Genomic DNA, 19,974 nt, shown 5'->3' with positions numbered 1-19,974 from the left:
TTGTTATTTTAAACTGTGCTATAGTTAAATGACTAATTAAATACGAAAACATTTCTAGGGTTCCGCGACAGTTTACTGTTGGCCTGGTCCGAGAGAAATGCGCAGCCACTATGGGTGTGACACGGAAGGACAAAAGCCTGGGAGAAACGAATTTTCGTTTTTCTTAGGTTTTTTATTTTGATAGAGGAGGCGTTAAGCCATGAGTAAAAGTACGTTATTAATTGTGCTAGCAAGTTTAGCAGAAGTGGGTTGGGTCATTGGTCTAAAACATTCTACCAACGTATTAGAGTGGGGATTGACCGTTGTTTGTATTGCCGTTTCATTCGGACTCTTAATTAAAGTCAGCGAGACCAATGCTGTCAGTACATCATATGCATTGTTTGTTGGATTAGGAACATTAGGGACCGTTTTATCGAGTGTCTTTTTTTTCGGAGAACCAATGACAGTATTAAAAGCAGGACTATTAGTGATATTAATGACAGGTGTTGTGGGATTGAAATTAACATCAACAGAAAAATAGGAAGGATGTGTTACTGAAATGGCTTGGATAATATTAATTATTGGTGGATGTTTTGAAGTAGTCGGTGTGGCAAGTATTAACCGTTGGGTTAATAAAAAGAATATTAAGCACATGGTAGAATTAGTTGTTGCTTTTGCCTTAAGTTTTGCGTTGTTATCGTATGCGATGAACACGATCCCAATGGGAACAGCTTATGCAGTATGGACAAGTATTGGTACAGCTGGTTCGGCAATCGTCGGCATGTTCTTTTTTGGCGATGCTAAAAGTGTAAGACGTATTCTGTTTATCACACTTATTATTGCCGCAACAGTAGGTCTAAAATTGATTTCTTAGCAGATGATATTGTTATCACTTTCGTGTAAAATAGAAAATGAGACATAAATCTGACAGTAAGGCTGTGACAAAATGAGTGGATACAATTATCGTCGTGCGTCTGGCGCAAAACGTGGGCGTACAACAGCAAAAACAAAAGCTTATGCAAAACCAACAAAGCTCCCTGCTAATTTTGTAGTGGTTGATTTTGAAACAACAGGATTAAGTGCGGATCGTAATCAAATTATTCAAATTGGAGCTGTAAAATATGCGAACGGCGAGCAAGTGTCGACCTATAGTAGCTATATTAATCCATTTGAAGCATTATCCGATACGATTGTACGTATCACAGGTATAACGGATGATATTTTAGCAGAAGCACCTGCAGTCGAAGATGTTTGGCCTGAATTTTTAAGTTATATTAACGGTGAAGTACTTGTGGCACACAATGCGTCGTTTGATATGAAATTTTTACTGGCGACATCGCAAGATTTACGGTTGGAATCAATTGTTTATGAAGTAATTGATACAGTGCCATTAGCACGGAAATTTTTTGATACACCGAATCATAAATTAGAAACGTTGAAGGATTACTTAGGTCTTGAACATCAATCACATGACGCATTAGAGGATTGTATTGTAACAGGTAAAGTCTACATGAACTGTTGGCATAAAACACCTGAAAAACAGCGAATCGGGACTGTAGGTACTAACATTAAACCAGTAGTACCACCGCAAAGTGATACGTTTGAAACAGATGAATTACGTTTATATCAAAGTATTAATGTGTTTCTACAGGGACAACGGATGGCCAGCTTTTTTGCGATGAAACATGTGAGTAAAACGCTCAGTTTGGATGGTTATTATCCATTTGCGCGCATTACTTATAATTCGAAATCGCGTTTTATTAGTTTGCGGGGGAATATTGACGCTTTTCAAGTAATGTACCCTTCAGCACCCACAATGGTTGCACCAGCTTCTGATTGGGGTGACTTCCGCGTTACCTTGGCAGATATGGCAGATGTTTTGACGTATCGGGATTATATTCTGGATCAATACTTCCAAACAGTAGCGCGCTTGCAAGCTGATATTCGCGCTGAGAAAATTGTTGAAGCGGATTGGCGTAAATTCCAAGCACAAAAACGCTTGGTTGATATGGCCTGTGGTAATTAAACAGAAACAGTTACAACAAGTGAACATCTCTTGTGTGTAACTGTTTTTTGTTTTGTTTATGTTTAAGGTAAAGTGGTTTTTGACAGCGGTTACATTAGTTGTTATGATGGTGTTGTACTAAGGGTAACAGATAAGTAAAGTCTTTTATGATAAAGTTAAAGGAGAGATGTTGATGAAACGACCAATTATTATTGATACGGACCCAGGGATTGATGATGCAATCGCGATTGCCATTGCAACAGCATCTGACGCCTTAGATGTTAAGCTCATTACAACAGTTGCAGGCAATGTTAGTTTGAGTAAAGTGACAAATAATGCCTTGAAATTATTGGCGCTTTTTAAAAAGGAAATACCGGTAGCAAAAGGTGCAAAACAGCCACTTTTACGAGCGCCTGTTGATGCGAGCGAAGTGCATGGTGAAACAGGGATGGACGGTTATGACTTTCCAAAACAAGCCGATCATTTATTAATGAAAGAGGATGCCGTCACAGCAATGTATCAGCTATTGAGTAAAGCGGAGGAGCCCTTGACCATTGTTGCGATTGGACCTTTAACTAATATCGCCTTATTATTACGTACACATCCAGAAGTATCGAGTAAAATAGCTGAAATCGTGTTGATGGGCGGTGCCCTTGGCCGAGGAAATAAAGGTATTTTAGCTGAATTTAACATTGTCGTCGACCCAGAAGCCGCACGTATTGTGTTCGAAAGTGGTCTGCCAATTGTAATGGCGCCGTTAGATGTTGGGCTAAAAGCACTTGTTTATGCTAGTGATAGCGAAGAAATTAGACAAATGAATGCGACAGGTGAAATGATTTACCATATTTTACAGCGTTATCGTAATGTACAAGCAGTGAACGGTTCGGCGATGTATGATGCGTGTGCCATCGCTTATTTACTCGTACCGGAAATATACCAAACGGTTGATGCCTATGTTGCGATTGAAACGCAAGGTGAGTATACTGCCGGTGCAACGGTTGTTGATCTAGCAGGGAGTATGGGGAAAACCCCGAATGCTAAAGTTTGTGTTGATATCGATAGTACCTTGTTTAAAAAGTGGTTGATGGAAAGTTTACGTAAATGTTAACATTACATTAGTTTAGAACAAGAAAATATTGAAATAACACAAACAATTTGTACTGGACATGCCGAACCAACATTAGTACAACGTGCATCACAACAATACGGTAAGTTTTTTTAGCGAGCTGTACTTTGTACACAACAGCTAAACCCTGTGCGATTTATTGGAGTAATGTAGGTACGATTGTATACTCAATGACTGAAAAAAGATTGTTAGAGTTAACAGGTGATGCGGAACAAAATCCGACATTTGATTTACCCTGTCGTGAGGTTTTAGCGAGAGGGCAAAAAGATATCGTTGTTCTAGGACCTTTTACAGAAATTGAAGATGAAGTCGCCGCAGTGCATCAAGGGTATTGGGATTAATTTGAAGAATAATGAAAGCAACCGCTCTTTTAGAGGAGAGCGGTTGTTTTGCTTATATATCTTTATATGAGAACAAATTATGTGTCTTATTATTTGTTAAAAGCGCATTCAATTCCAGTGAAAAATCATCGCGCTATCCACTAATTTGATCGGAATAAAAAGCTTTTTTAGATTGAAATTGGTTAAGATATTTTAAGCGATATAGTTGATCTAGTCATATCATATTTATAATGTAATTCTTTTAAACGAGGGTAACTTGAGTTGAAGCATGCTATTCGGGTAGCTTTCTGTTGTTCTTTTTCAATTAACAGTTGTTCTTGGCGTTCTTTTTCCTGTCACTCGAACGTTTCCCTATGGATACGTTGTTGCAATGCTAGTTTTTGATTGGAATGCTAGTGATTAATTGTGGTCAATCAGTTTCAACAATTTTGAAATTGCTTTAATTGAGGGCTGCTAAATAAAATACAAAGAAGCAACTCCCGGCGTATTAACGGAGTTGCTTCTTTTTTTACTATTTAATGGCTTCTTTTGCTAATAAGAGTGTACCTGTAATCCCGGCGTTGTCACCTAAGTCACAATAAACGAGATAATCTTCTAACGCGGGTGTTGCATAATAACCATTCATCAATTCAGCAAAATACTGACGCATCTTAGGGTATAACTGTTCTTGTTTGCTGACACCTCCACCAAAAATAATGATTTCCGGTGAGAGTGTTAAGGTATAGTTGACTGCTGCTTGAGCAAGATAAAAGGCTTCGATATCCCATGCTTGATGATCATTTGGTAGTTCAAATGCTTTTTGTTGGAAACGTCCTTCAATGGCAGGGCCTGCTGCGAGGCCTTCTAAACAATCGCCATGATACGGACATACCCCATCAAAATGATCGTCGGGATGACGTTTAACAACTAAATGGCCCATTTCAGGGTGGCTAAAGCCTTCAATCACTTTGTTGTTAATCACAACACCGCCACCAATACCGGTTCCCACTGTTAAATAAATACAACTCTCTTTTCCTTTGGCAGCACCGTGTTTTAGCTCGCCATAGGCAGCAGCATTAACATCGGTTGTAAAGGCGATAGGAAGGTTATAACGTTCTTTTAGAGCACCTAACAAATTAAAGTTTTTCCAGGCTGTTTTGGGTGTTGATGTGATATAACCGTAAGTTGGTGATTTTTTATTCACATCAATCGGGCCAAATGATCCGATGGCAAGTGCATCTAACGTGTAGTTATCAAAAAAAGTATACACAGCATTAAGTGTTTCTTCAGGTGTTGTCGTGGGTAGTGAAATACGTTCGACAATGTTTAACTCTAAATCTGAGACGGCACAGACAAATTTAGTGCCGCCAGCTTCAATTGCTCCAAGTAACATAACATTCTCTCCTTTAGTCGTTCACCGACGCTGATTTTGTCCAAAGCAAGCTGTTGATTTCAGCTGGTTCAAGTATAGCAGATAATGGTTTTTCGTGCGGTGTTTCAATCAAGGTACAACGTGTCGGTGTGTAACCTGAAATTTTAATTTCAAGTGGAGCGGCTGCTGTATTTGAGAGGTTGAAACCACGTGTCACGATTTCTGTTTGATGTTCTTTACGTTTTAAAGCAGTCAATGCGTAGGCAGAACTATCAATCGTTAAGTATGCAGCTTTAGGCGCCCAACGACCATTGTGTGCAGATGTTTGAGCAACTGTAAATGGAATTTGGAAGTTTTGACCGTCATGGAACGTACGATTTTGGTCATCGGCACCATGGAACGCCAAGGCAAAAGCAACGGTTTGTTCACCCATACATTGTGCTTCAGGTGTTGGGAAGTAACCCCAGTCACCCAGCTCACCGACTGAACGATGTAAGGTTAAAGCGATTGTTGTGTTGTCCGCTAGAATTTCATATTCATTTAAGCCATAGTTTGAAACAGTCATGCCATGTGTGGCATCTTGTACGTTAACAAATGAATGTTGATGTTGTGGATTCGTTGGGTTTTCCCACGAAGCACTCACGCCGTTTGGACGTTCAACAACTTCAAAAATACTCTCAGCGTAGTGTTTATCTGTTGTAATATTTGTTGGGAACAACACGCGCAAACGATGATCTTTCATTTGGTTATCAAAGTGTGTAGAGAACTTCAATTGACGACTGCCTTGTTCAAGACGAATTTTCGTTGTTAATGTAAACGGTGCTAGTTCTTTGCTACGTTGTGCTTTACGTTGACGCATTTCAACAACAGCTTTCATTTCCTCTGCCAATGTTTCGTCAGCTGAAACGGGAATCATCAATGTTTGTGTTAACGTAATTTCACCGATTTTTGTTGTGTTGATAGCGACTGTCGTTGTAGCAGGGAAGTCATGTGCATAAATCGCTTGGTCGCCTTCAGGCTGTTTAAAGATATATTCATTGGCAATATCACCGACATTTTCGTAAGTTAATACGTTTGGATAGGTAATGCCTGTTGTCTTATCAGTTACAGTTAATTGACCATTGCTTTCAACTTTAACGTGAAGGAATTCATTTTCTAAGCGATCGTCAGCTTCTGATACAATCGTTGGTAAAGCAGAAGCTGTATTTTGACCCACTGTTAGCGCTAAACTTTCCCAAGAAACAGCAGGCATATCCGTGACAACAAGTCGAACTTTGACATAAATTGCCATGAAAGGTACGCGGAAAGCGTCTTTTGGCAAGTCGTAGTTGAAGCGAACCTCATGTGATAAAATTTCAGCTGTAACAGGCTGTCCTTTTGCATCTATCACTGTCAATTCAGGCAAGGTCTCATTCTTTAATTGCGCATAAAGTTCTTCTGGCACACCTTGAGAAAAAGGTAGGCGTTTCCATTCGATTTCAGTTTCAATGGTTCCTGTTTTAGCACTACCTGCTGTGTTAAAGACCACAAAGGGCTTGCTATCAGTTGGGAAGAGGCTGGTATCGATGGATGCTGTTAAACTTTCAACCGCTTCGCTTGCCAAGAATTTTCCAACTTCTAACGCTTTATCGTAACGTGTGATCATTTCTCGGTGGACTTCATCCACACTACAGCCACAAATACTATCATGTGGGTGGTTTTGCATTAATAATTTCCAAGCATAACGCAATTGATCGTGTGGGTATTCACCAGTCACATCAAACGCCATCGTTGCTAATGGTTCTGTGATATTTTCTAGTTGACGTTGAACATCCGTATTTTTTTGCTTGAGGTAAATACGAGCAGAGGCAGTGTTTGCCAGTGTGTACCAACCATCTGTTTCTTGGCTTGTTAACTCACCTGAAACGGTGCTTAAATCAGCGGGCACATCGTTCATCACAGCTTCTAAGTATTCGTCAAAGCTGCTGTGGATGAATTCATAATCATCGTATAAATCATTGGCAACCTTGATGGCATCCGTTACATCCATTTGTACCGGTTGGTGATCGACACCATTCATCATTAAGATATGATCGGTTGAAGTGAATTGTTCCGCATCAGCTAATTTTTCTTTCCAGAAAGCTTGAGCTGCTTCTTTTTCCACGGGGATTTCATTACCATTGCTGTACCAGTTAGCAAAGAGGAGACTGAAAATTTTCGATTTATCAGCACCTTCCCACCACATTTCAGAGAATTGTGACGTATATTTCTCATCGTTAATGACTACGTTGTTAAAGCCAGTGGGTTTAACACCACGTCCGAAAGCAGCAGCTTCAATGCCGCCTTCTTTCATCATTTGAGGCGCTTGTCCCATGTTACCAAACGTATCAGGGAAGTAACCGAGCATCACAGGATCGCCCCATTTACGACTTTCTTCTAGGCCAACCAGCATGTTGCGGGTATTAGATTCGCTACTGATTAAGAAATCATCTTGTAAGATATAAAACGGACCGATTTTTAACTTACCTGCTGTAATCGCTGCTTGGACTTCTTCACGTTTTTCAGGGCGGACTTCTAAATAATCGTCAATCGCAATCGTTTGACCATCCAAATGAAAACTGTGGAAATCAGGGTTTGTCTTAAAGAGGTGGAGTAAGTCATCCATCAAAGCGACTAAACGCATATGATGTTGTTCGTAGGCCATGTACCACTCGCGATCCCAGTGGCTGTGCGAAATAATATAAACTTTTTTAGTTGTCATTGTTCGTCTCCTTTTTCAGTGCGCTTAGGCAGTGATTTTAATATCGTAATAATCCATTAATAATTCACAGAACATCATGTTTGCCCATGAGAACCATTCACGAGTGTAGTTGTTTGCATCGTTGACGTCGAAACCTTCATGCATTAGGTTTGTGCCACCATCGTTATCAACTAACATATCTAAAATACGTTTTTTATCTGCTTTATCAGAGGTAGTTAAGCCTTCAATTGCAAGTGCAATCGGCCAAATATAGTTTTCAGGCGTATGAGAACTACCGATACCTTTGGCATTTTTACCTTCGTAATAGTAAGGGTTTTCACTGCTTAATAATGTTTTACGTGTTGCCAAGTAAATGGGATCATCTTGTGCACAATAACCTAAGTAAGGCGCTGCCATCAGGCTTGGTACATTTGAATCGTCATGAATGGAATGGTTACCTAATCCATCAACTTCAAAAGCAAAGACTGTTTCACCCGCTGCATTTGCAACTTGAGCATATTCTTTAATCCCCGCATCGATTTCATTTTTAAGTTTTGTCACACGGGCAACAACGTCGGGTTGCGGCAATAAATCAGTGTAAATTTCTTCTAAGTAACTCAATACAACCACGGCAAACATATTTGAAGGCACTAAGTAACCGTATTTACACACATCATCACTTGGACGGAAGCCAGACCATGTCATGCCTGTTGGTCCAACGGGAGTGCCGCGACCGTCATGTGTTAATGTATCTTCAACACGCGTTGTGTCACGTTCGAACGTGTAAGGCGATTGATCATGATTTTGTTCAGTTTCCCACACCTTCAAAATTTCAGTGATACCGCTTTCAAATGAAGCGTCAAATTGATCACGACGGCCTGTTTCTTTATAGAGAAGGTAAGCGAGCTGAATCGGGTAACATAATGAATCAATTTCATATTTACGTTCCCAAATCCAGGGGTTCATTTCGGTGTGATCCGTTTGATGTCCTGCGTTGTTAGCTTCTTCATTAAAGGCATTCGCATAAGGATCAAGGTTAATGTAACGGAATTGACGTTTTACTAAGCCTGCAATCATTGCTTGCAAATCGTCATCTTCTTTAGCGATTGCTAAGTAAGGGCGAACTTGAGCTGTTGAGTCACGTAGCCACATGGCAGGAATATCACCTGTTAAAAGAAACGTCGAACCATCGTCAAAGCGTTTAACTGTTGTAAGTAATGTGTTGGCAAAACATTTATTGAAAATCTCCGCCCAACGTGGGTTTTCTGCTTCTGCGCGTTTTGTCATATCATCCATAAATTGTTGTACTGATGTGGGTACTGTTGTGTAAGTCATTAAAAAACACTCCTTTTATTTGATATATCATTCTTTACATTTTTAATTATATGGTATATCATTTAATTTGTCTAGCGCTTTCATTGTTAATTTTTAATAAACTTAATTGGCGATTCTGGCAGTGTCTTTTGAGGGAAAGTGTTAATAATATACCAATGGTATGATAAAATGAAATAATAGTATATCAAATGCGATTGGGTGAGAGGAGAAACAAGTAATGAAGCAACCATTGTATCAACAAATATTAAATGATTTAAAAGCAGACATTACAGCGGGAACTTATTTGCCAGAAGATAAATTACCGACTGAATTGGAGCTTTCCGAGCGTTATGGGGTAAGTCGTATCACATCAAAGCGCGCATTGGTCGAATTAGAAAATGAGGGGATGATTTATCGTTTGCGTGGCAAAGGAAGTTTTGTTTGTGCCAAAGATGGCTTAACAGAAGAAAAAACCGTCGCAAAAACGGATATTCTCTTTATTATGCCTTTTCCACACAATGCAGGTTTAGGAGATTATACGCAAGGGATGTTGCGCTGTTTAGAAGAAACGTCTTATCGTTTACAAGTACAGCCACACCAGTATCTTTCTTCTACTGATGTTGCAGAGATTGTGGCGCAATATGCCGGCATCATTTATTATCCAACGAATAACAGTTCGGATTTGGAGTTGCTTTACGGCTTACATCTCAATGCATTACCAACCGTTTTATTAGATAAAGAATTTGAGAGTTTACCATTTAGCGCAGTCGTTGCGGACAATCAACAAGGTGGTTTTGAAGCGACACAACATTTAATTGCACAAGGGCATCAGCAAGTCGCATTTGTAAGCACTGAACATCTGGGTGAAGTGTCATCTGTACGCGAGCGTTACTTCGGTTACATGAAGGCGTTACATGCAGCGGGGGCCACACAGCCCATCCACCTCAAAAAAACGGGAACGGAAGAAGTGAGTGTTTACTTAGAACAGGTGACGCGTCAATTGCTTGATCAAGGCATCACAGGGGTCATTGCGGAAAATGATATTATCGCTATTCAATTAATCAATACAATGAAACAAATGGGTTACCAGGTACCAGCTGATTTTGCAGTCGTTGGTTTTGATAACATTCAAGCAGCGAGCCTATTGGAACCTAGTTTAACAACGATTTCACAAAAATTTGAAGAGATGGGTACGATTGCCAGTCAAACACTGTTGGCAGAAATTAGTCAGCCAACTCAAGTGAAGGAGAAGCACATCGTGCCGGTCGAACTGATTGTACGAAAAAGCAGTCAGATAGAGAGCGGAGGATAAGGGATGTTACACATAGAGGATTTATTGCAAATAGATACAAGACAAGGGACGAACAATCAACACACGTTTTCACACGGGAACTGCTTACCTTATACAGGCGTCCCTTTCGGGATGAACCATTTTGTGGTACAAACAGCAGATCAACGCGGTAGCTGGTATTTTAACCCGCATGATCGCACATTCCAAGGCATTCGTTTAACGCATCAACCCAGCCCGTGGATGGGTGATTTTTCACAACTTTTATTAGCACCAACGGCAGGTCACGTCGTAAAGAGTGATTTATTCCATCATCAAAGCAGCTATCGTACAGAAGAAGCGGTATTTTCACCGTTTTATCTTAAAGTGAAACAAGAACGTTATCAAATTACAACAGAATTTAGCCCAACGACATACGGTGGTGTCTTACAAAGTCGTTACCTCAAAAATTCACAACCAGGATTATTCATCCGTTCGCAAGGGCCGAGTGAAATAGCAGTAGATGTTGCAAACAAAACAGTACGTGGTTATATTACAAATGCTTCAGGTAGTGAGGATAAAGACTTTAAAATGTACTTTACACTTCGTTTTGACCAAGCGATTGATGCGGCAACGACAGGGTATTACACAGATGATGCCTTGGTGCCGAGTACAACGTATGCTGGAACGGATCCGATTTTTGACATTCGTTTCCCAGCAGCAGAAACACTTACAACACATTTAGCAACGAGCTTTTTATCACAAGACCAAGCGGATTTAAATCTCTCACGCATTGAAAATGATTCATTTGATACGATCAAGCAAGCCGCCGCTGATAAATGGTTGAGTTATTTAAATAAAATTGAAATTGAAAATCGTAATAAAGAGCAAATCAAAACGTTTTATGCGTGTTTGTACCGTACGTGCTTATTCCCACAAAAATTTTACGAATTAGATGAAGCAAACCAACCCCAACATTACAACACACTCGCGAAAAAAGTACAGCCAGGTTATTTGTATACAAACAATGGTTTTTGGGATACTTACAAAACGGTGTATCCTTTGTATTCTTTAATTGCACATGAGGAATATGAAGAGATGTTACAAGGTTACCTACAATCCTACCGTGAAGCGGGCTTTTTACCGAAATGGTTATCGCCAGATGAACGTGGGATGATGCCAGGGACACTGATTGATGCTGTGATTGCCGATGCTGCTGTCAAAGGTCTTGCCACTGATTTAATGCCAGAATTTTTAGAAGGTATGTTAGCAGGAGCAACAACAAAAAGTGCCTCTGGAAACTACGGCCGTCGTGGTACGCTCGATTACCTGAAATACGGTTATGTGCCACTCGATTATCATGAAAGCGTGAATCACACCTTAGATTATGCCTACAGTGATTTTTGTATTAGCCAAGTCGCGCGTGTATTAGGCAAAGGGGATATACAAGCAACGTATCAAAAACAATCACGCAATTTCCTTAACATCTTTGATGCGAACACTGGTTTTATGCGAGCAAAAGACAAAGAAGGTAATTTCCGTCATGACTTTAAACATGACCGTTGGGGCTTAGATTATGCTGAGGGCTCAACATGGCAAAATGGTTTTGCGACGTACCATGACTTTGCAGCGTTAATCGCTGCTTATGGGGGCGAACGTGCCTTCTTTGATAAGTTGACCACGTTGTGTAACACGCCACCGACTTATGGTGTAGAGGGCTATGGTTTTGAAATACATGAGATGAGTGAAATGGCAGCCGTTGATTTTGGACAAGTGGCATTATCAAATCAACCAAGTTTCCATCTGCCTTATTTATTCAACTATGTGGGTAAACCAGCTTCTACGCAAGTAGTTGTGAAACAATTAATGACAGAACTCTTTAATGCGGGCTGGGATGGTTTCCCAGGTGACGAGGATAATGGCAGCATGTCAGGTTGGTATATCTTTTCGAGCTTAGGATTCTATCCGGTATGTCCAGGTTCTGGCGAATATGTGTTAGGGATTCCATTGTTTGATAAAGCAACTGTTCACTTAGCTAATGGCAAAACGCTTGTTGTTGAGGCGGCTGGCAACCAAGCACACACGAACTTTGTGAGTGAAGTCGCATTAAACGAGACACCCCATACAGCCTTAGCTATTCAACATGAAAGCTTAATGGCAGGTGGAAACCTCAAGTTTACGATGGCTTTAGCACCAGTAGATCGTGAGTATAGTAACGCAGAAAAACCATTTTCATTAACAACTAATCATTAGTTTTAAACACATGCTGGAAGCGGTATAATACGTGTTTGTGCTGTAAAAAGTACAAATGCGTGTTACCCTTTTTTAGCATGTTTTTTTAATTATGTCATCATACCTATAATTTGTAATGATATACCTATACTTTGTGACTTACTTTTCAGTGCGTAAATTATTATGATAGTTATAGAAGTAAGCGCTTCATTTATGGGGGAGGTGGAAAAATGAAAAAAAAGCTAAAAAAGTGTTATAAACATCGTGCATTAATATTTATGGCATTACCAGGTTTTATATGGATGATCTTCTTCTTCTATATTCCTGTATTAGGAAACATTGTTGCCTTCAAAGATTTCCGCTATTCGCCAGACGGCTTCCTTGCCAGTTTGAAAAATAGCCCATGGATCGGATTTGATAACTTTAAGTTCTTGTTTTCTTCGTCAGATGCCTATCTAATTACAAGAAATACATTATTGTATAACATTGCGTTTATCCTGATTGGTTTGGTATGTGCGATCCTCTTTGCGGTTGTATTGAGTGAAATTCGCTCACGTAAGATGATTAAGATTTATCAAACATCAATGTTACTGCCTTACTTTTTATCATGGGTAATTATTGGTTATTTTGTATACGCTTTCTTAAGCCCAGACAAAGGACTCCTTAACTCAATGATTACATCATTCGGTGGTGAAGCAATTAACTGGTATAACGAACCGAAATATTGGCCGTTTATCTTAATTGTACTCGGTGTATGGAAATCCGTGGGTTACAGCAGTATCATCTACTTCGCAGCGATTATGGGTATTAACCCAACATACTACGAAGCAGCAATGGTTGATGGTGCAACTAAGTGGCAACAAATTCGCCACGTTACTTTACCACAACTGATTCCGTTAATTACAATCTTATCAATTCTTTCAGTGGGTAATATTTTCAAAGCGGATTTTGGACTGTTTTACCAGGTAACACGTAACTCAGGGGTGCTTTACGAAGTAACTTCTGTACTAGACACATATGTTTACAACGGTTTAGCAAACACAGGGGATATTGGAATGGCTGCTGCAGCTGGATTGTATCAATCAGTTGTTGGGTGTGTTCTATTAATCGCTGCGAATGCAGTCGTGCGTAAGCTAGATGATTCATCAGCATTATTCTAAAAAGAAGGAGAGACGAACCTATGCGTAAGAAAAAAATACAAAAAGTGGGAGTACGTTCCTTCGGAAAAAAAGCTGATATATTCTTTAATGTGTTTCTAGCGTTGTTTGCCTTATCATGCGTATTTCCCTTTCTTTTCGTAATAATCATCTCACTGACAAGTGAAAACTCTCTCGTAACGAATGGTTATTCATTATGGCCATCCGAGTGGAGTTTAGATGGTTACCGCTACTTAGCGGATCTTAAAGAGCAATTGCTCCAATCATTATTTGTGACTGTGATGGTAACAGTTGTAGGGACGTTGATTAATACAACGTTCACATCAACTTATGCCTATGCAATCTCACGTCCAGACTTTATCTTACGTAAATTCTTTACAATCGCTTGTTTAATCACAATGCTTTTCAGTGCCGGAATGGTACCAAACTACATTGTTATGACATCGATGTTGGGTTTAAAAGATACAATTTGGGCATTGATTTTACCGATGGCTATCAGCCCGTTCAATATCATTGTAATGCGTACGTTCTTTAAACGAACAGTGCCAGATGCAATTATTGAATCTGCACGTATTGATGGTGCGAGCGAGTTGCGTATTTTCGGTCAAATTGTTTTACCTTTAGCAGTGCCTGGGATTGCAACCATTAGTTTGTTTGCAGCACTAGGATTTTGGAACGATTGGTTCAATGCTTTGTTATACATTCAAAGCGACAATTTAGTTCCATTGCAATACCTTTTAATGAAGATTCAAGCTAACATTGAGTACATGACACAAAATGCGAGTATGAGTACAGCATTGAGTAGTGGTGCTCAAGCGATACCAAAAGAAGCAACACGTATGGCAATGGTAGTAATTTCAACGTTGCCGATTGCTTTAAGCTATCCATTCTTCCAAAAATACTTTGTAAGTGGCTTAACAATTGGTGGCGTGAAAGAATAAAAAAATTGGGGGTATAATGATGAAAAAGTGGAGTAAAGTCGTTGCAACATCATTAGTGACAGTTTTAGCAGTAGGAGCATTAGCAGGTTGTGGTAGTTTATCGGGGGACAAAAAAGCAAAAACAACTGATAAAGGGGATACACCAACATTGTTAATGTACCAAATTGGTGATAAACCAAAAAATTACGATCAATTAATGGAAATTGCTAACAAACGCATTGAAGATAAAATTGGTGCGAAAGTAAACATTCAGTACATTGGTTGGGGTGATTACGAGCAAAAAATGTCTGTAATTGTATCTTCTGGAGAAAATTATGATATTGCGCTTGCTAAAAACTATGTAACTAATGCTCAAAAAGGTGCATACGCTGACTTGACTAAGTTATTACCTGAAAAAGCAGAAGCTGCTTACAAAATGCTCGATGAGTCATACATCAAAGGTAACACGATTGATGGCAAAATGTACGCATTCCCTGTAAACGCAAACATCTTTTCACAACAAATGTTAACATTTAATAAAAAATTCGTTGATAAATATAACTTAGATATTAGCAAAGTAAAAACATATGCTGATGTTGAACCATTATTAGAAACGATTAAAGAAAAAGAACCTAAAGTAATGCCAATCGCAGTCGGACAAGGTTTCCGTGCTGAAGCAGGTTTTGATTTTGCTTTAGGTAATGGTTTACCGTTTGGTGTTGATCTAAATGGTGATACTAAAAAAATCATCAACCCATTTGAAGAAAAAGGGATGATGACAGCTTACCAAACGTTACATGATTTCTACAAAGCGGGTTACATTGCAAAAGATGCGTCTACAAGTAACACAGAGTATCCGTTAGATTCATCAACTTGGTTCGCTCGTCAAGAAACACAAGGACCCTTTGATTATGGTGATACAATCTTAACGCAAGCAGCTGGTCAAGAGCTTGTTTCTAAAGCTATTTCTGTACCATTGAAAACAACTCAAGCTGCTCAAATGGCAAGTTTTGTTGTTTCAAGTGGTTCTAAAAACATCGACAAATCAGTTGAATTCTTAGGTTTGTTAAATTCAGATCCAGAATTGCTTAATGGCCTTGTATTAGGTGTTGAAGGCGAAGCGTGGGAAAAAGTTGGAGATGATCGTTCTAAATTATTAGAAGGTTACCAACCAAACATGCACATGGCTGCATGGAACACTGCAAACAACAAGATTTTATATGCAGATGAAACAATTACAGACAAACAAATCGAAGCGCGTGATAAATCGATTGAAGATGCAATTGAATCGCCAATTCTTGGTTTTGTCTTTAACACAGAAACAGTTAAAAACGAAATCAGTAACTTAAACAACGTGATGAGCCAATACCTTGATGGCTTAAACACAGGAACATTAGATCCAACAGTTGCAGTACCAGAAATGAACAAAAAACTGGAAACAGCTGGCTTCTCTAAAGTTCAAAAAGAAATGCAAAAACAATACGATGCTTTTATGGCAGAAGCTAAATAAGCGTATTCGTAGCTAAATCGAATGACAGGATGCGCAAGTTTCCTGTCATTTAGTTTATTTGCTGAATAAGTATTACGAACGAATATATCTATGCTAAAATTAAGCAGCAGAGTGGATATGAGAAAAGGGGAATAACAATGATTGGTGAAATGTTAGAAAATGTCTTTATACGGTGTTATGTAATAATTAAGTTGAATTTATACTTCATATTATTGACAGTGATGGGGTTAATTGTTGTTGGAATCGGCCCGGCCTTTTTAACAATCAATCAACTTTTCACAGAACATGAATGGGATTATAAAAAAATAACTTGGAAGAATGCCTGGTTAACCTATAAACAAAACTGGAAACGTGGGAATGCTTTATTTGGAATTTATGCGGGACTTAGTTTATTTATTGGCTATAACCTTTATTTATCAGTGCAAGTTCAAGGTATCTTATTCCTCGTAATAGATTTTTTACTTGTTTTTGTACTCTTCTGTCTGTTTGTTACTTACAGTTACAGTTTAGTGCTACACAGTCGCTTTGATATGGGGCTAGCGAATTTGATTAAATTAGCGTTTATCACATTTTATTCTAATTTTTTCATGCTTGTTAAATTGATTTTTGGAATTGGAATTGTATTATTTATTACGTACAAATTCCCAGGATTAATCATGTTTGCAACGATGGCATTAATTCAAATCATCTGCATATTTACAGCAAAACAGTGGGTATCAATTATTGAGGATAAACTTGCAGCGGACGGTGAATAATATGAAACAAACAAACTTGATGAATACTTTATTACGTATCTATGCAGTGGTGATGATTATAATCATCACTCTTTTTACGTTAATTGTAGGGTATACAATTTTCCAAACATATGTAGAAGATGCCCAAAAAGATAATGAACAAACGGCGAATTTTTTAACGGATACAGTTAATAATCTTGAACAACAGACAGACTTAATTGTTGATAATTTATTAAATGATAGTAAAAGTATTGAAAATCTTTATGAGTATTTTAACCTTGGGCATGCAGAATATTTGCGAGCTACTCTTAAAAGAGAAGGGACAGAACAACGTTATTGGCCACAAATGGTGAAGCAATTGTACCAGCTTCAAACAGGTATTGGTGGTATCCAAGTCTCGTTAAATGATTTTGATGAGACTTATTATTCAAATCAATCTAAAAAAGCAGGTGAAAAAATTAAGGCGTTACCTCAGCCTAAAAATCAATTAGTTATTAGCAAACCGATTACCCAAACAGAAAGTATTAATAGTACGGGGACTTTTTCGTTGATTGCGGATGAGGCGATGATTAAAAATATTATCACCTCAATGAGCGGCGCTCGGCAACAACAGATTCTGATTTATTCACAAACTGACCAGTTAATGTATAGCTATACTGGCAATAAAGTCACGAAACCACTTGATGTACGTAAAGATTTAAAAAGTATCATTTCCTTGAAAGAGAATGTGTTAGACGATAACTATTTTATGACACAAAATGCAAGTGGTGCGAATTTAAAAGTCGTTGTTTTAACACCCAAAAATATTATCTACGAGGCAGCTTTTAAAAACTACAGTTGGATTTTAATGGGAAGTTTATTATTAGATGGTATTTTATTGATTATTTTATTCCGTACATTTGGCGCTTATAGTCGTCAAGTCGAGGATATATTAGTGACGATGAATCATGTGACTGACAGTAATCTATCGGTTCGGATAAATGAAGAGAATAAGCAACGTGAGTTGAAAGAAATTGCCGTCGGCATCAACCTGATGTTGGATGATATTAATCAGCAGGTGAAAGATATTTATTTGCTAGAAATAGAGCAAAAAGATGCGCACATGAGGGCATTGCAGTCACAGATTAACCCACATTTTTTGTATAATACGTTGGAATATATCCGCATGTACGCAGTGAGTGAAGGGGTTGATGAGTTAGCTGAAGTTGTATACTCATTTGCGAGTTTACTTCGGAATAATACGATGCAAGAAAAAACGGTGACGCTACAAAGAGAATTAGAATTTTGTGAAAAATATGTTTTCCTCTATCAAATGCGTTATCCTGATCGGATTGCTTATCACTTTACAGTGGATTCTGAAATAGATGATGTGATGGTACCGAAATATATTGTACAACCGCTTATTGAAAATTATTTTGTACATGGCATTGATTTCTCACGGATTGATAATGCAATTAGCGTGAAAGTGTATCGTAAAAACACGTCTGTCGTGATTGATGTGATTGATAACGGTAAAGGAATGTCGGACGAGCGTTTAACGGAAGTTAATCGTTTATTGGTAGAGGATGTAAGCAAGGAACGGCACCAAACATCTATTGGTTTAATGAATGTCAGCGATCGTTTGAAATTAGTTTTTGGAGACAATGCCACTATGGTGTTGTATCACAATTTGTCAGGCGGAGTGATTGTACGACTAACCTTTGAGGAGGAAATAACTGATGTATAAATTGTTGTTAGTAGACGATGAGTATATGATACTCAATGGTTTGAAAAAAATTATCAACTGGGAAAATATGGGCATTGAAATTAGCGGTACAGCTAAAAATGGACAAGAAGCACTTGATTTTATACGTGAACATCCCGTTGATATTGTGATAACTGATGTAACAATGCCAGCCATGTCAGGGATTGAATTTGTTCAACAAGCGCAAAAAGAAGGTTATCGTTTTCATTTTATTATCATGTCAGGTTATCAAGAATTCAGTTATGTTAAAGAAGGTTTGGTACTGGGTGCCGAAAATTATTTAGTAAAACCTGTCGATAAGAGCGAGCTTTTAAAGAATGTTGAAAGTATCGTAGAAAAAATAAGTATGATTGAAACAAGTAATAGTGGGCAACCGCAACAGTTTCAAACACTGATTCAAGAATGGCTGAACCTGCCGAATGTAACGGAAAACTTCGTGACAGAGATGGCGACATATGGCTACACGATTGAAAATGAACGCTATACGGCATTGATTTTTAAAGGATTGGAAAAGCACCATGGTTTCTTAATGGATTTAGTAAAGAAAAATAAACAGCCGTATTTTTTCTTCCAAGAAGATATTTTCATGATTGTTTTTCGCGGATTGAAGTATGAGTTGCGTGATTTTTTACGGCAATTACGTGAATTACTCAAGGAAGCTGATTTTAAATTAGGACTAGGGAAAACAGAAGTGCCATACACAGAAGTAGTACACAGTTATGAGCAAGCACAACAAGTATTAACGCTCTGTAGTTTTTACGAACTATCAGGTGTTCAACAACTAAAACGACTACTCGCTAGCCTTGATGAATCAGAAGTGCCACAAGAAATTTCGTTGGATAAGTTACATCATGCACTGACACTGGGGAAAATGACAACGATAGAAGCAGAGGTTCAAGCGATCTTCACGTTAATGTATGAACAAGAAATGACACCTAGTTATGTGACACACATTAGCTTCTTGATACTGGCTGATATTTATCGAAGATTCAACCAAGCAGATCAAGTGGCTTACCAAGAGGCGCTGCTAGAAATTTCTACGATAAAAACATTTCAAAAACTGCAAAAAATAATTGAGACAAGTATTAAACAAGTGGAACGTGAAATTGACGTGAAACAATTTAGTCCTAATATACAACATGTTTTACAAATTATTATGGAGCGTTACCGCACAGATTTAACATTAAAAGAGGTAGCTGAACAATTGCATTTAAATGCGATGTATTTAGGACAACTCTTTAAAAAAGAAACAAAAAAGAGTTTCTCGCAATATTTAAATCAATATCGCATCACAAAAGCAAAAGATTTATTGTTACATTCGGATTATAACATCAATGAAATTAGTGAGAAAATTGGATACACCAGCACAGGCTATTTTTATAAAAACTTTAAAAATGTATCCGGTATTTCACCAAGAGATTATCGCCAACAATTTGGTAATGAAGAGTAGTTGAAAAGACATGAGGAGTGAAATGGGAAATTAGTACATCAACAGAAGGATTAGTACATCAATATAAGGAGTGGTACTCGCTGTCGCTCCGTCCCATACTACTCTCGTAAAGCGAATGAATTCAC

At 38.4% G+C, this 19,974-nt stretch carries 16 protein-coding genes and 1 riboswitch; of the genes, 13 read left to right on the top strand and 3 right to left on the bottom strand.

Features of this window, described 5'->3' with window-relative positions:
* Positions 1-43 precede the first annotated feature (43 nt).
* A riboswitch (guanidine-I (ykkC/yxkD leader) is annotated at positions 44-146 on the top strand.
* Between the two features lie 53 nt (positions 147-199).
* The 5 genes from IKV95_RS04950 to IKV95_RS04930 all read left to right on the top strand — a co-directional run bounded on the left by IKV95_RS04950 (position 200) and on the right by IKV95_RS04930 (position 3,451).
* Positions 200-520: a DMT family transporter gene (locus IKV95_RS04950; protein WP_029092061.1), complete on the top strand. Its 321-nt coding sequence runs from the start codon at positions 200-202 to the stop codon at positions 518-520.
* Positions 521-538: 18 nt separating this feature from the next.
* Complete coding sequence (locus tag IKV95_RS04945; RefSeq protein ID WP_069120587.1) at positions 539-853, top strand: DMT family transporter; 315 nt, start codon at positions 539-541, stop codon at positions 851-853.
* Positions 854-925: 72 nt separating this feature from the next.
* Positions 926-2,005 (top strand): exonuclease domain-containing protein, encoded by a 1,080-nt coding sequence (locus IKV95_RS04940; protein WP_287451460.1) that lies wholly within the window; start codon positions 926-928, stop codon positions 2,003-2,005.
* Positions 2,006-2,177: 172 nt separating this feature from the next.
* Entirely contained in the window at positions 2,178-3,092 is a 915-nt protein-coding gene (gene rihC, locus IKV95_RS04935; RefSeq protein ID WP_338515646.1) for a ribonucleoside hydrolase RihC, read from the top strand.
* Between the two features lie 188 nt (positions 3,093-3,280).
* On the top strand, positions 3,281-3,451 hold the full coding sequence (locus IKV95_RS04930) for a hypothetical protein (protein WP_198400957.1): 171 nt from the start codon (positions 3,281-3,283) through the stop codon (positions 3,449-3,451).
* A 511-nt stretch (positions 3,452-3,962) separates the two neighbouring features.
* On the opposite strand, the gene IKV95_RS04925 is transcribed toward IKV95_RS04930, so the two are convergent.
* The 3 genes from IKV95_RS04925 to IKV95_RS04915 are packed head-to-tail and all read right to left on the bottom strand — an operon-like array spanning position 3,963 to position 8,856.
* A complete protein-coding gene (locus IKV95_RS04925) occupies positions 3,963-4,823 on the bottom strand; it encodes an ROK family protein (RefSeq protein ID WP_069128594.1) in 861 nt (286 codons plus the stop codon).
* Positions 4,824-4,836: 13 nt separating this feature from the next.
* Positions 4,837-7,542 (bottom strand): alpha-mannosidase, encoded by a 2,706-nt coding sequence (locus tag IKV95_RS04920; RefSeq protein WP_287451459.1) that lies wholly within the window; start codon positions 7,540-7,542, stop codon positions 4,837-4,839.
* Positions 7,543-7,566: 24 nt separating this feature from the next.
* Positions 7,567-8,856, bottom strand: a complete 1,290-nt coding sequence (locus IKV95_RS04915; protein ID WP_029092056.1) for a glycoside hydrolase family 125 protein — start codon at positions 8,854-8,856, stop codon at positions 7,567-7,569.
* A gap of 217 nt (positions 8,857-9,073) precedes the next feature.
* On the opposite strand from IKV95_RS04915, the gene IKV95_RS04910 reads away from it, so the two are divergent.
* The 8 genes from IKV95_RS04910 (at position 9,074) to IKV95_RS04875 (ending at position 19,849) form a co-directional block, all read left to right on the top strand.
* Complete coding sequence (locus IKV95_RS04910) at positions 9,074-10,147, top strand: GntR family transcriptional regulator (protein WP_069120595.1); 1,074 nt, start codon at positions 9,074-9,076, stop codon at positions 10,145-10,147.
* Positions 10,148-10,150: 3 nt separating this feature from the next.
* Positions 10,151-12,355, top strand: a complete 2,205-nt coding sequence (locus tag IKV95_RS04905; RefSeq protein ID WP_218730033.1) for a GH92 family glycosyl hydrolase — start codon at positions 10,151-10,153, stop codon at positions 12,353-12,355.
* 209 nt (positions 12,356-12,564) lie between these two features.
* Positions 12,565-13,494, top strand: a complete 930-nt coding sequence (locus IKV95_RS04900; RefSeq protein WP_029092053.1) for an ABC transporter permease — start codon at positions 12,565-12,567, stop codon at positions 13,492-13,494.
* Positions 13,495-13,514: 20 nt separating this feature from the next.
* A complete protein-coding gene (locus IKV95_RS04895) occupies positions 13,515-14,432 on the top strand; it encodes a carbohydrate ABC transporter permease (RefSeq protein ID WP_029092052.1) in 918 nt (305 codons plus the stop codon).
* A gap of 19 nt (positions 14,433-14,451) precedes the next feature.
* A complete protein-coding gene (locus IKV95_RS04890; RefSeq protein ID WP_029092051.1) occupies positions 14,452-15,921 on the top strand; it encodes an ABC transporter substrate-binding protein in 1,470 nt (489 codons plus the stop codon).
* A 137-nt stretch (positions 15,922-16,058) separates the two neighbouring features.
* The gene (locus IKV95_RS04885) at positions 16,059-16,676 is read left to right on the top strand and encodes a YesL family protein (protein ID WP_069120598.1); all 618 of its coding nucleotides are present in this window, start codon (positions 16,059-16,061) and stop codon (positions 16,674-16,676) included.
* Position 16,677: 1 nt separating this feature from the next.
* Positions 16,678-18,381 (top strand): sensor histidine kinase, encoded by a 1,704-nt coding sequence (locus tag IKV95_RS04880; protein WP_287451458.1) that lies wholly within the window; start codon positions 16,678-16,680, stop codon positions 18,379-18,381.
* Positions 18,374-19,849 (top strand): response regulator transcription factor, encoded by a 1,476-nt coding sequence (locus IKV95_RS04875; protein WP_069127859.1) that lies wholly within the window; start codon positions 18,374-18,376, stop codon positions 19,847-19,849. The genes IKV95_RS04880 and IKV95_RS04875 overlap by 8 nt, the downstream gene beginning before the upstream one ends.
* Positions 19,850-19,974: the final 125 nt, after the last annotated feature.

It is taken from the genome of Brochothrix sp. (assembly GCF_017549435.1).
Lineage (GTDB): Bacteria > Bacillota > Bacilli > Lactobacillales > Listeriaceae > Brochothrix > Brochothrix thermosphacta.
This window is presented reverse-complemented; position numbering and strand designations above follow the sequence as displayed.